Origin of the sequence: Streptomyces sp. CG4, from assembly GCF_041080655.1 — a bacterium.
Taxonomy (GTDB): Bacteria; Actinomycetota; Actinomycetes; order Streptomycetales; family Streptomycetaceae; genus Streptomyces.
Genome location: NZ_CP163525.1, coordinates 1,592,788 through 1,605,252, shown reverse-complemented (window position 1 = coordinate 1,605,252; position 12,465 = coordinate 1,592,788). Strand labels below are relative to the sequence as shown.

Below are 12,465 nucleotides of genomic sequence, written 5' to 3'. Positions count from 1 at the left end.
GGGTCCGGGGGCCGCGCCCGGGTGCGGATGGCGGGCGTGCGTGGTGTCCGCGTGCGGTGCCCTGTGATTACGAGCCGTATGCCGTGCGCATGCGGAACGGCGCTGGCAGGGTCCTCATGCGGCCCTGGCGCACCTCACGCAGTCCCGGCCCGGTTTCGGTCCGCCCTGCTCAGCCGCGGTCGCGCTCGCCGAGGATCTCCGCGAGGTCGTAGCGCACCGGCTCCTCCAGCTGGGCGTAGGTGCAGCTGTCCGGTGTGCGGTCCGGGCGCCAGCGGCGGAAGCGGGCGGTGTGCCGGAAACGCTGCCCGTTCTCCATGTGGTCGTAAGCCACCTCGGCGACCCGCTCCGGCCGCAGCGGCACCCAGGAGAGGTCCTTCTTGCCCGACCAGCGGCTCGGCGCGCCGGGCAGCCGGGCCGTCTCATGGGCGGCCTCGTCCGACCAGGCCGCCCACGGGTGCCCTGCCACGTCGTCCATCCGCAGCGGTGCCAGCTCCTCGACCAGTTCGGCCCGCTTCGTCATGGCGAAGGCGGCCGACACACCCACATGCTGGAGTCTGCCCTGGTCGTCGTAGAGCCCGAGCAGCAGCGAGCCGACCACCGGGCCGCTCTTGTGGAATCGGTACCCGGCCACCACCACGTCCGCCGTCCGCTCGTGCTTGATCTTGAACATGGCCCGCTCGTCCTGCAGATAGCGCAGGGCGAGCGGTTTGGCGACGACCCCGTCGAGACCGGCGCCCTCATACTGCTCGAACCACTGCCGCGCCACGTCGAGATCCGTCGTCGCGGGCGCCAGATGCACCGGCGGCGTCGCCTCCGCGAGCGCCCTTTCCAGCAGCGCCCGACGGTCGGTCAGGGGTGTGTCGAGCAGCGAGTGGTCGTCCAGGGCGAGCAGGTCGAAGGCGACGAACGAGGCCGGTGTCCTCTCGGCGAGCATCCGCACCCGGGAGTCGGCCGGGTGGATCCGCTCGGTCAGCGCGTCGAAGTCCAGATGGCCTTCCCGCGCGATCACGATCTCCCCGTCCAGCACGCACCGCCCGGGCACCCGCTCCTTCAGCGCCGCCACCAGCTCGGGAAAGTACCTGGTCAACGGCTTTCCGGTACGACTGCCCAGCTCGACCTCGGCCCCGTCCCGGAACACGATCGCCCGGAACCCGTCCCACTTGGCCTCGTAGTGCATACCCGGCGGGATCTTCGCCACGGACTTGGCGAGCATGGGCTTCACAGGTGGCATCACCGGCAGATCCATGGCTCGATTCTGCTCGCATACGTCCCCTGCTGCCCGGTATGCGAGCTGTGCGGGGCGCGCCTACCGTGGCCGCATGGGTGACGCGGTGCAACTGGAGGCAGGCGGCCGGACCGTACGGCTGTCCAGCCCGGACAAGGTCTTCTTTCCGGAGCGGGGCTTCACCAAGCTGGACCTCGCCCAGTACTACGTCGCCGTCGGCCCCGGCATCCTGCGCGCGCTGCGCAACCGCCCCACCACCCTGGAGCGCTACCCCGACGGCGTGGGCGGCGAGTGGTTCTACCAGAAACGGGCCCCGAAGGGCATGCCCGACTGGATCCCGACCGCCCACATCACCTTCCCCAGCGGCCGCAGCGCCGACGAGATGTGCCCCACCGAGGAAGCCGCCGTGGTGTGGGCCGCCCAGTACGGCACCCTCACCTTCCACCCCTGGCCGGTGCGCGCCACCGACGTCGACCGCCCCGACGAACTCCGCATCGACCTCGACCCGCAGCCCGGCACCGACTTCGACGACGCCGTCCGCGCCGCTCACGAACTGCGCGCCGTGCTCGACGAGTTCGGCGGACTGCGCGGCTGGCCTAAGACCTCCGGCGGCCGGGGCCTGCATGTCTTCGTCCCCATCGAACCGCGCTGGACCTTCACCCAGGTACGCCGCGCCGCCATCGCCGTCGGCCGGGAACTGGAACGCCGGATGCCCGACCAGGTGACGATCAAGTGGTGGAAGGAGGAGCGGGGCCGCCGCATCTTCGTGGACTACAACCAGACGGCCCGTGACCGCACCATCGCCTCCGCCTACTCCGTGCGCCCCCGCCCGAACGCCCCCGTCTCGGCACCCTTGCGCTGGGAGGAGGTCGGTGAGGCCCACCCCGCCGACTTCGACCTCGCCACCATGCCCGCCCGCTTCGCCGAACTCGGCGACGTACACGCCGACATGGACGAGCACGCCTACTCCCTGGACGCCCTGCTGGAACTGGCCCGCCGCGACGAACACGACCATGGCCTGGGCGACCTGCCCTACCCGCCGGAGTACCCGAAGATGCCCGGCGAGCCCAAGCGCGTCCAGCCGAGCCGGGCGCGGCAGGAGAAGACATCCTGAGAGCCGCGTGCCACCGCCGGGCAGCCGCCGAGTCCACGGAGTCCACAGAGTCCGCAGAGACCGCGACCGGCTGGAGCGCTGCGGGCTACTGCTCGCCGCACGCCGCCAGGATGCGCCGGCAATCGCTGAGCAGTGCCTCGTCCGAGGTGACGTCGTAGCGGATGTTGCCCCGGCGGGGGCGGTCGTTGGAGTGGCGGCGGGGAGACGCCAGTTCTGTACGTATCAGAGAGAGGGCCGGGGAGGCCGCCGGGCCCATCTCGGCAAGGCAGGCGGCCATCGCGGGGCGCTGTGCCGGCGCGGTCGGCCACTGCGCGAGCAGGACGGGGAGCACCTGCTCCGGTGCGCCGGTGACCCCCCACAGGGCGAGGGCCGCGGGCAGCCGGGCGTGGTCTTCGGCGATCATCTCGCGCAGCTGTGGTGCGAGCGCGGCCCCGGACCGGCCGAGCGCCCCGGCCAGCTCCAGCGCTTGCCGTCGGGCCCAGTGGTCCACTCGCAGATGCTGCCGGATCACCGGCAGCACGCTCTCCGCGTCCCCGGTCAGGGACCACAGCGCTCCGGCGGCGAGGACCCGTTCCTGGTCCGGGAGACTGTCGTCCTCCGCTGCCCGGCGCACCGTCGGCAGCGCCTCCTCCGCCGCGGGACCGTAGGAGGACAGGGCCCGCAGCACCGCCATCCTCGTGCGTCCGTACTCCGCGTGCTCCAGAAGCCGGAGGAGCAGCGGCAGCGTCGGGGTGTGCCGCAGCAGGCCCAGCGCGTCGGCGAGTCGGTCCGCGTCCGGGTCCTGGGAGTCGTGGCCCAGCCTTGCGAGCCGGTCGTGGAGCACCGGCGCCAGCGGGGCCGCCGCCTCCGGACCGAGCGCTTCGATCCAGCGCACCAGCTGCTCGGGGATGAGCACGGCCGACAGCAGATGACCGAGCGCGGCCACGGTCCGTGCGTCACCCTGGAGGGCCAGGACCTCGAAGGCGGTGCCGACGGCCGTGTCCCGGAAGAGGGTGTCCTCTTCGACGGGACGGTCGTCCCAGCCCTGGATGTACTCCACGATCTCCTCGGCGGCGCAGCGGGCGGCCGGCCCGAGGTCGCGCAGCTCCGACAGCACGCTCTTCTGGATGCTCAGCTCGTCGTCGCCCAGCAACCGGGCCAACTCCATGACCGGTGCGTCGTCCGGCGCCCGCCAACCGGTCAGCAGTCGCCCGGCCATCGACACGGCGTGTGCGCGCCGGTTGCGGTCGGGGCTGCCCAGCATGCCGACGACGAGGGGGACACGGAGATCGACGCGGTCGCCCAACTGGAAGTGCAACGCCTCGAGGAGGTCGTCGGCCTCGTCCAGGCCGAGCGTCTGGCGGTGCCGCTCCTTCAGCTCACGCAGGTACGAGATCAGCGTGTCGGTGCGCGGGACCTCCGCGGGTTCGTCGTCCCCGGCCGTTTCGCTGGTCCCGGCCGTCTCGCGGGAGAGCCGCATCACCTCCAGCGCGATCCCTGCCGTGTCCTTCGGCAGTTCGCCGGGTGCGCATCGGGCCAGCTCGGCGAGGGCCGTCATCCGCAGTGCCGCGTCCGGGGTCCCGGAGACGATCGAGCGCAGCAACTCCGCAGCGGCGTCCTGGAGTTCGAGCCGCTCCCGCAGGGCCGTCGCCGCCAGCGCACCGGCCAGGGCGCAGGCGGCTGACGGGTCGGTCTCGGCGGGCACACGGTCGCGCAGGGCGGCGAACACGCGCACCGGATCCGGGTGGAGCCGGGCCAGCGCCTGCGCGGCCGCGCCGCGCACCTCGGGATCCGGATCACCGAGCAGGTCCAGGAACACCCCCGCACGCTCCCGGATCATGTCCCGGGCGAGGAAGAAGTGCTGCTGCCACTCCTCGTGCAGCTCTTCGTCGTACGCGACCCAGCGCTCCGCGTCTTCCGGGTCCTGTGGGTCCTCGTCCTCGAAGGGATCGGCGATGCCGCGCAGCAGCCCGACGACGGCGCCCCGGCCCGGCACCGCCCGGTCCGCCGCGAGCTCGAAGAGGAATGGCACACACGCGACCGTGCTGTCGTACACCGTCCCCTGATGGAGCACCGCGCCGTACATGCCGTCCAGCGCGATCTCCCGGCGCTCCGGGTCGTCCGACGCCAGCCCCCGCAACAGGTCGGGCACATCCGTCGCCGACTCCGTGTACGCATGCCCCAACGACGCCCAGTCGACGTCCTCGATCCCCCTGAACACCCTGTCCTCCCCTGTTCCGGGGCGCCCTCCGCCCACTGATCACAGCATGCACCACGGCACTGACAACGGCCCCGCGGCAAGGGATCATGCCGGTATGACCCGTGTCCTGACCCGAAGCGACCTGGAAGCCGTGCTGGAGCCGACGGCCTGTCTCGCCGCCCTGCGCGACGGCTTCCGCACGGCCGGCGCCGCCGCCGTACCCGGTCAACGGGTCCGTACCGACCTGCCGTTCCCCGGCACCGCCACCGCGCTCATCCCCGGCCTCCTGCCCGGGATCGACGCCTACACCGTGAAGGTCAACGCCAAGTTCCCCGGCGCCCGGCCCGCCCTGCGCGGAGTGATCTGCCTGCACAGCGGTACGGACGGCGAACTGCTCGCCCTGCTGGACTCGGCGACCGTCACGGCCTGGCGGACCGGACTGGCCGCCGCCCTCGGAACCGCGCTCCTGGCACCGGCCGACCATGATGTGCTCGGCGTCGTCGGAGCCGGTGCCCAGGCCGAGTTGACGCTGCGCGGTCTCGCGGCCCAGCGCCGGCCCGGCCGGCTTGTCGTCCACGACACCGACTCCGGGCGGGCCGCCGCGTTCGCCGCCCGGCACGGCGGCCAGGTGCTGGACTCGGCCGAAGCGGTGGCCGAGGCGGCGGACACCGTGCTGCTCGCGACCTGGTCCCGGACCTCGCTGCTCGCCCTCGCCAACACCCGCGCCGGGCAGCACTTCACCAGCCTCGGCACCGACGAGCCCGGCAAGCGGGAACTCGCCCCCGACCTGCTGGACGCCGCGCTCCTCGTCGTCGACGACGCCGAACTGGCGCTGCGCATGGGTGCGTTGTCAGCACAAGGGCTCGCCCGCACCGCCGCCACCCTCACCGACGTCCTGCGGGGCACGCACCCGGGACGCACCTCGGACCGGCAGCGCACGGTGTACGCCCCCGTCGGGCTGCCCTGGCAGGACCTCGCCCTCACCTGGCTCGCCTGGCGGGAAGCGGAACGCAGAGGCGCGGGAACGACGATCGACCTGCTGGGCTGAGCGGCCGGATCCCAGGCCGAGCCGCGGGCCCCGGACCGACAGGACGGCGTGCGTCCCGGGCGGATACGGGCGGGCGTGCGGCGGGCAGCCAGTGGGCCCGGCGCATTCCACGGCACCGTAAGTCGTTCATCGGGCCCCCACGCGGGTCGCCGTCGCGGCACCGACGGCCTCGCCACCACGCGGTTATCCTGGCCGGCAGCCGCCGATGAGGAGTCCCGAAGTGACCGAGGCAGTGTCGCGTCCCACGCTGGAGGCCGTGGCCGCGCTGGCCGGTGTGTCCCGGGCCACCGTGTCCCGGGTGGTCAACGGCGGCGACGGGGTGCGCGAACCCTTGGCCCAGCGGGTGCGGCAGGCCGTCGCGGAGCTGGGGTACGTCCCCAATCAGGCGGCGCGCAGCCTTGTCACCAGGCGGCACGACGCCGTCGCGGTCGTCATCGCCGAGCCGGAGACCCGGGTCTTCGCCGACCCCTTCTTCGCCCTCCAACTGCGCGGGATCAGCAAGGAGCTGACCGCGCACGACAACCAGCTGGTGCTGCTCCTCACGGAGGGCCGTGACGACCACGCGCGCGTGGCCCGCTATCTCGCCGGAGGCCACGTCGACGGCGCGCTCGTCTTCTCCCTGCACCTCGACGACCCGCTGCCCGGCCTCATCCACGACGCCGGCGTGCCCACCGTGTTTGGCGGCCGGCCCGGCTGGGGCGAGGACGGCCGCGCGGCCGACCCTACGCGTGCGCCGGGGGAGGAGCCCGGCGTGGTGTACGTCGACTGCGACAACCGGGGCGGAGCACGCGCGGCCGTCCGGCACCTCGTGGACCTCGGCCGCACCCGCATCGCGCACCTCACCGGCGCCCTCGACCAGACGTCGGCCGTGGACCGGCTCGACGGCTACCGGGACGTCATGGGCGAGGTGCCTGGGGCGAGCGATCCCCGGTTGGTCGTGGAGAGCGACTTCACTCCGGGCGGCGGGGAACGCGCCATGCGTGAACTCCTCGACCGGTGCCCGGATGTGGACGCCGTGTTCGCGGCCAACGACCTCACCGCGCTCGGCGCCCTGCGTGTGCTGCGGGCGAGCGGTCGGCGGGTGCCCGAGGACGTGGCCGTGATCGGCTTCGACGACATGCTGCCCGTCGCCATGGAGGCCGACCCGCCGCTGACGACGGTCCGTCAGGACATCGAGGAGATGGGCCGCCTGATGGCACGCCTGCTGCTGCGCGGCCTGGCCGACGGCCGCGACCGGACCGGAGCGGCTGTGGACCCACCGCCCACCGACAGCGTGATCCTCCCGACCACACTGATACGACGAGCCTCGGCCTAGGCTCCGCGCGAGCGGCCCCGGTCCGGGCGAGCGGGCTCGGCGGTGCGGCGGACATGGCCTGGGTCCCGCGTGAGCGGTTCCGGTCTGGTTGGGTGAGTGGGCTCGGTGATACGGCGGGCATGGCCTATCCACTGAGCGAGCGGCCTGTTTCCGGTGGGCCGAGCGGGCTCAGCGATACGGCGGGCACGGCCTATCCAGCGACTGAGCGGCCTGATTCCGGTGAGTCGAGCGGGTTCAGCGGTGCGGTGGGAATGGTCTGGGTCCCGCGTGAGCGGGCTCGGTGATAGGGCGGGGCGGGCATGGCCTATCCACCGCGCGAGCGGCTCGTTTCCGGTGAGTCGAGCGGCGTCAGCGGTGTGGCGGGCATGCCTGACCCCGCGCGAGCGGCCCCGGGCCGGTCGGCCGAGCGGCTCACTCAGCTCTGCCCGGACTCGCTTCTGATTACCGCGAAGCGGGCGCCGTACGGGTCGGTGAGCATGGCCATGCGGCCGACGCCCTCCATGGTCGTCGCCGGCATGCGCACCGTTCCGCCGAGCTGCTGCACCTTGTCGACCACCGCGTCGGTGTCCTCGACCTCGAAGTACGGAAGCCAGTGCGGGCCGCCTTCGCCGCTCTCGGCCTCGGACGCGTCGCCGGTCAGCGGTACGATCCCGCCGAACATCGCGTCGTCCCCGCCCTCGGCCGGGTTGAGACAGGTGTACGTCCCGCCCGGGAAGGGCACGGCGGAGGTCTCCAGGCCGAGCACCTGGTGGTAGAAGGCGGCAGCCGCCGCGATGTCCGGGGTGTGCAGTTCGACCCAGCACAGCGTGCCCGGTTCGCTCGCCACGTCAATGCCCTTGGTCTGCCCGGGCTGCCAGATCCCGAACGGCACGCCCGCCCGGTCGGCGAGGACCGCCATGTGTCCCTGGCCCATCACGTCCATCGGCTGGAACAGCACCCTGCCGTGCGCCTGTTCGGCGGCCTTGGCGGTGGCCTGTGCGTCCTCGCTCTGGAAGTACACCGTCCAGGCCGGCGGGGCCTGATCGGGGGCGGTCTGCGCTCCGCCCGCCACGGTCCTGCCGTCCAGCCGGAAGAAGCCGTAGCCGCCGGATTCCGGTCCCGCCGACTGGAACTCCCAGCCGAAGAGACCGCCGTAGAAGGAGCGGGCGCCGTCGATGTCGGACGTGGTCACGTCGATCCAGTTCGGTGCGCCGTTGACGAAACGGGTGGTGAGCATCTTCGCCCTCCTCGAAAGGGGTCCCGTCCTGTGCACTGCCGAGTCTGGCACCGCCCACTGACAACCGCTGCCGGAACGTCGCGACGCGCCGGACGGTCCCCTCTCTCACCCTGGGTGACGGGGCGCGCTCGCCGGGTTTTCGCGCCGCCCCGCGCGCCGCCGTGCGCGGAAGCGGCCCGGGGGAGCATCATCGGGGCGGCCGGAGGCCCTGCCGACGGCGTTGACCGGGCGTTGATCGAACGTTTTTCGACGCGCGGCACGATCCTGGTCATGCACTTCGAGACGATCACCCCGGCCGACGACACCTGGCAGGCGCAGGCTCTGTGCGCGCAGACCGGGCCGGACTTCTTCTTCCCCGAGCCCGGCAGCTCGGTGCGCGAGGCGAAGCGCATCTGCGCCATGTGCGAGCTGCGCCCGGCCTGCCTGGACTACGCACTGGCCAACGACGAGCGCTTCGGCGTCTGGGGCGGGCTGTCCGAGAAGGAGCGCCTCGCCCTGCGCCGTACGTCGAACTGAACCGCACCGGCCGGCGCCCGAACGCTCGCCCGGCGGTGGCGGGCCCGAGTGCGTCAGCCTCCGCTGCGGGCCGCCATGCGGGCCTTGCGGGCGGCCAGCTTCTCGTCGAACTTGGCGGCCTCCGCGTCCAGGCCCCCCATGAACAGACCGAGTTCCTCCTGCGCCTGGCGTCCCTCGGGGCCGAGGCCGTCGATCTCCATGATCTTCAGGAAGCGCAGCACGGGCTGCAGCACGTCGTCGTGGTGGATGCGCAGGTTGTAGACCTCGCCGATGGCCATCTGCGCGGCGGCCCGCTCGAAGCCGGGGATGCCGTGGCCGGGCATGCGGAAGTCGACCACGACGTCCCGTACGGCCTGCATCGTCAGATCGGGCGCCAGCTCGAACGCGGCCTTCAGCAGGTTGCGGTAGAAGACCATGTGCAGGTTCTCGTCGGTGGCGATGCGGGCCAGCATGCGGTCGCAGACCGGGTCGCCGGACTGGTGGCCGGTGTTGCGGTGCGAGATCCGGGTGGCCAGCTCCTGGAAGGCGACGTAGGCGATGGAGTGGAGCATCGAGTGCCCGTTGTCGGACTCGAACCCCTCGCTCATGTGCGCCATGCGGAAACGCTCGAGCTTGTCCGGGTCCACCGCGCGGGAGGCGAGCAGATAGTCACGCATCACGATGCCGTGCCGGCCCTCCTCGGCCGTCCAGCGGTGCACCCAGGTGCCCCAGGCGCCGTCGCGGCCGAAGAGCGAGGCGATCTCGTGGTGGTAGCTCGGCAGGTTGTCCTCGGTGAGCAGATTGACCACGAGGGCGATGCGGCCGATCTCGGTCACCTGGGACTGCTCCTTGTCCCAGGCCACCCCGTCCTCGAACAGACCCGGGAAGTTACGGGCGTCGCTCCACGGCACGTACTCGTGCGGCATCCAGTCCTTGGCGACATTCAGATGCCGGTTCAGTTCCTTTTCGACCACTTCCTCCAGCGCGAACAGCAGCCGCGCGTCGGTCCAGGCGGACGGGCTGCCGAGGTGAGGAGAGGTGATCGTCACAGGAACTCCAGGGGACGCCGAACAACGGGGGCAGGAAGGGGACGGCCCGGCGAGCGGTACCGGGAAACCTACGTGATCGTAGGCTACGAATCCGTAGGTTACGAACCCGTAGGTTAAGTTCGCTGTAAAGACTGCTGATCAGCACCCGTGGCACGGGTGTTCGGGCCGTCCGGAACGCCCGGTGAGGGCATACACAATGACCCCGGGACACGCCGGTCCCGGGGCCGCCGGAGTGACGGGATCACCCGATCAGGCGTACAACTCCCGCATCCGTACCGAGAGGCACGTCACACAGCCCTCCAGCTTCTCGAACTCGCTGATGTCCACCCTCACGACCTCGTGGCCGAGATCGGTCAGCAGTTCCGTGGTCTTCGGGGCGCTCGCCGCCATCAGCAGCTTGTGGCCGCCGAGCAGCACCACGTGCGCGCCGGACTCCTCCGGCACCGACAGGAAGCCGGGGAACAGCGACGGCCGGTCGACCTTCGGTATGTGCCCGATCACCGTGCCGTCGGGCAGCGCGGTCACCGCCGACTTCAGGTGCAGCACCTTGCTCACCGGGACGGCGACCACGCGCGCGCCCAGCGGCTCGAAGGCGGCCCGCACCTGCTGCACCCCGGCCGCGTTGGTGCGCCCGCCGCGGCCGACGTACACCGTGTCGCCGACCTTCAGGACGTCGCCGCCGTCCAGCGTGCCCGGCTCCCAGATCCAGTTCACCGAACAGCCGAGGCGGGCCACGGCCTCCTCCACGCCGACGGTCTCCGCGCGCCGGGACTTCGCGCCGGGCCGGGTGATCAACGCCACGTTCTTGTACATGACGACGGTGTCCTCGACGAACACCGAGTCCGGGCAGTCGTCCTCCGGGTCGACCTCGATGGTCTCCCAGTCGTGCGTGCGCAGCGCCTCGACGTACGCCTCCCACTGCTCGACGGCGCGCGCCACGTCGACCTTCTCCCGCTCGATGTGCGTCACCAGGCCTTCGGCGAGGCGGGGGCCGGGGCGGCGGACGAGGGCCTTCTTGCTGGGCACGAGGGGCCTTTCGCATCGATGGGGCGGCGGTCGGCGCCGCTGAACACGGCGCCGATGGGCCATCATGCAGTCCGCTCCGGCCAGGACAAAACCCTCGTTGTCAGGCTGTGCCCCTCCTGAGACGTCCCGTCGTCGGCCGGCGATCCCGTCGGCATGCCGCCGGCGCCGGGCAGGTCACCTGATCTCTTCCGGTGCGATCTCCTTCAGTTCTCCCTCCTCCATCAACAGCCAGCGGGTGATGCCGATCGACTCCAGGAACGGCAGGTCGTGACTGGCCACGAGCAGTGCGCCCTCGTACGACTCCAGGGCCGAGGTCAGCTGTCGCACGCTCGCCATGTCGAGATTGTTGGTCGGCTCGTCGAGCAGCAGCAGCTGGGGCGCCGGTTCGGCGAGCATCAGCGCGGCCAGGGTCGCCCGGAACCGTTCGCCGCCCGACAGGGTGGCCGCCGTCTGGTCGGCCCGCGCGCCCCGGAACAGGAAGCGGGCCAGGCGCGCCCGGATCCGGTTGTTGGTGGCGCCGGGAGCGAACCGGGCCACGTTCTCCGCGACCGTCCGCGCGTCGTCCAGCACGTCCAGCCGCTGGGGCAGGAAGCGCAGCGGGACGTGCGCCCGCGCCTCGCCGGCCACCGGTGCCAACTCCCCGGCGACGGTCCGCAGCAGCGTCGTCTTGCCGGCGCCGTTGCGGCCGACCAGCGCGATCCGCTCCGGGCCGCGCAGATCGAGGATGCCCTCGATGCGCGCTCCGTAGGCCATCGCCAGGTTCTCCAGGGTGAGCACCTGCCGGCCGGGCGGTACGGCCGTGTACGGCAGGTCGACGCGGATCTCGTCGTCGTCCCGTACCGCCTCCACCGCCTCGTCCAGACGCTCCCGGGCCTCGGCGAGCTTCTCCTCGTGCATGATGCGGTGCTTGCCGGCGGCGACCTGGGCCTGGCGTTTACGCTCGCCCATGACGACCTTCGGCTCGCGCTTGTTGTCCCACATCTTCTGGCCGTACCGCTTGCGGCGGGCCAGTTTGACCTGGGCGTCGGACAGTTCGCGCTTCTGCTTGCGCACATCGGCCTCGGCGACGCGCACCATCCGCTCGGCGGCCTCCTGCTCTACGGCGAGCGCCTCCTCGTAGGCCGAGAAGTTGCCGCCGTACCAGGTGACCTCCCCGGAGCGCAGCTCCGCGATCTGGTCGACCAGATCGAGCAGTTCCCGGTCGTGACTGACCACGACCAGGACGCCCGGCCACGCGGCGACGGCCTGGCAGAGCCGGCGGCGCGCGTACAGGTCGAGGTTGTTGGTGGGCTCGTCCAGCAACAGCACGTCGGGGCGGCGCAGCAGCAGCGCGGCCAGCCGCAGCAGCACCGACTCGCCGCCGGAGACCTCGCCGACCGTGCGGTCCAGGCCGATGTGGCCGAGCCCCAGCTCGCCGAGGGTGACCAGGGCGCGTTCCTCGACGTCCCAGTCGTCGCCGACGGTTTCGAAGTGCGCCTCGGCGACGTCGCCCGCCTCGATGGCGTGCAGCGCGGCCCGCCGTTCGGCGATACCGAGGGCCTGGTCGACGCGGAGCGAGGTGTCGAGGGTGACGTTCTGCGGGAGGTGCCCGACCTCGCCGGAGACCTTGACGGTGCCGTCGGCCGGGGTGAGTTCACCGGCGAGCAGCTTCAACAGGGTGGACTTCCCTGAGCCGTTGACGCCGACGAGTCCGGTCCGGCCGGGCCCGAAGGCGATGTCGAGGCCGTCGAGGACGGCGGTGCCGTCGGGCCAGGCGAAGGACAGGGACGTGCAGGTGAGGGAAGATGACATAAGGGCC

General features: G+C 72.0%; 10 protein-coding genes. 4 read left to right on the top strand and 6 right to left on the bottom strand.

Annotation, left to right across the window (positions count from 1 at the left end; translation table 11 throughout):
* Positions 1 to 169: 169 nt before the first annotated feature.
* Complete coding sequence (locus AB5L52_RS07465; protein ID WP_369363053.1) at positions 170 to 1,246, bottom strand: ATP-dependent DNA ligase; 1,077 nt, start codon at positions 1,244 to 1,246, stop codon at positions 170 to 172.
* A 73-nt stretch (positions 1,247 to 1,319) separates the two neighbouring features.
* Here AB5L52_RS07465 and ligD point away from each other — a divergent pair, with 73 nt between their 5' ends.
* Positions 1,320 to 2,339, top strand: coding sequence for a non-homologous end-joining DNA ligase (gene ligD / locus AB5L52_RS07460; RefSeq protein WP_351029858.1), 1,020 nt, complete (start codon positions 1,320 to 1,322; stop codon positions 2,337 to 2,339).
* Positions 2,340 to 2,424: 85 nt separating this feature from the next.
* Here the strand turns inward: ligD and AB5L52_RS07455 are convergent, their stop codons facing one another.
* Positions 2,425 to 4,539: a HEAT repeat domain-containing protein gene (locus AB5L52_RS07455; RefSeq protein WP_369363052.1), complete on the bottom strand. Its 2,115-nt coding sequence runs from the start codon at positions 4,537 to 4,539 to the stop codon at positions 2,425 to 2,427.
* Between the two features lie 94 nt (positions 4,540 to 4,633).
* Here AB5L52_RS07455 and AB5L52_RS07450 point away from each other — a divergent pair, with 94 nt between their 5' ends.
* Together AB5L52_RS07450 and AB5L52_RS07445 are read left to right on the top strand one after the other, a co-directional pair.
* Positions 4,634 to 5,566, top strand: coding sequence for an ornithine cyclodeaminase family protein (locus AB5L52_RS07450; protein WP_369363051.1), 933 nt, complete (start codon positions 4,634 to 4,636; stop codon positions 5,564 to 5,566).
* A 220-nt stretch (positions 5,567 to 5,786) separates the two neighbouring features.
* Complete coding sequence (locus AB5L52_RS07445; protein ID WP_351029852.1) at positions 5,787 to 6,881, top strand: LacI family DNA-binding transcriptional regulator; 1,095 nt, start codon at positions 5,787 to 5,789, stop codon at positions 6,879 to 6,881.
* A gap of 415 nt (positions 6,882 to 7,296) precedes the next feature.
* Here the strand turns inward: AB5L52_RS07445 and AB5L52_RS07440 are convergent, their stop codons facing one another.
* The gene (locus AB5L52_RS07440) at positions 7,297 to 8,097 is read right to left on the bottom strand and encodes a VOC family protein (protein ID WP_369363050.1); all 801 of its coding nucleotides are present in this window, start codon (positions 8,095 to 8,097) and stop codon (positions 7,297 to 7,299) included.
* A gap of 270 nt (positions 8,098 to 8,367) precedes the next feature.
* Here AB5L52_RS07440 and AB5L52_RS07435 point away from each other — a divergent pair, with 270 nt between their 5' ends.
* Complete coding sequence (locus AB5L52_RS07435; protein ID WP_351029848.1) at positions 8,368 to 8,613, top strand: WhiB family transcriptional regulator; 246 nt, start codon at positions 8,368 to 8,370, stop codon at positions 8,611 to 8,613.
* A 53-nt stretch (positions 8,614 to 8,666) separates the two neighbouring features.
* Here AB5L52_RS07435 and AB5L52_RS07430 read toward each other — a convergent pair whose 3' ends face one another.
* The 3 genes from AB5L52_RS07430 to AB5L52_RS07420 form a co-directional block, all read right to left on the bottom strand.
* A complete protein-coding gene (locus AB5L52_RS07430) occupies positions 8,667 to 9,641 on the bottom strand; it encodes an acyl-ACP desaturase (protein WP_351029846.1) in 975 nt (324 codons plus the stop codon).
* A 249-nt stretch (positions 9,642 to 9,890) separates the two neighbouring features.
* Positions 9,891 to 10,667: a dimethylargininase gene (gene ddaH, locus AB5L52_RS07425; protein WP_369363049.1), complete on the bottom strand. Its 777-nt coding sequence runs from the start codon at positions 10,665 to 10,667 to the stop codon at positions 9,891 to 9,893.
* Positions 10,668 to 10,841: 174 nt separating this feature from the next.
* Positions 10,842 to 12,458: an ABC-F family ATP-binding cassette domain-containing protein gene (locus AB5L52_RS07420; protein WP_351029842.1), complete on the bottom strand. Its 1,617-nt coding sequence runs from the start codon at positions 12,456 to 12,458 to the stop codon at positions 10,842 to 10,844.
* Positions 12,459 to 12,465: the final 7 nt, after the last annotated feature.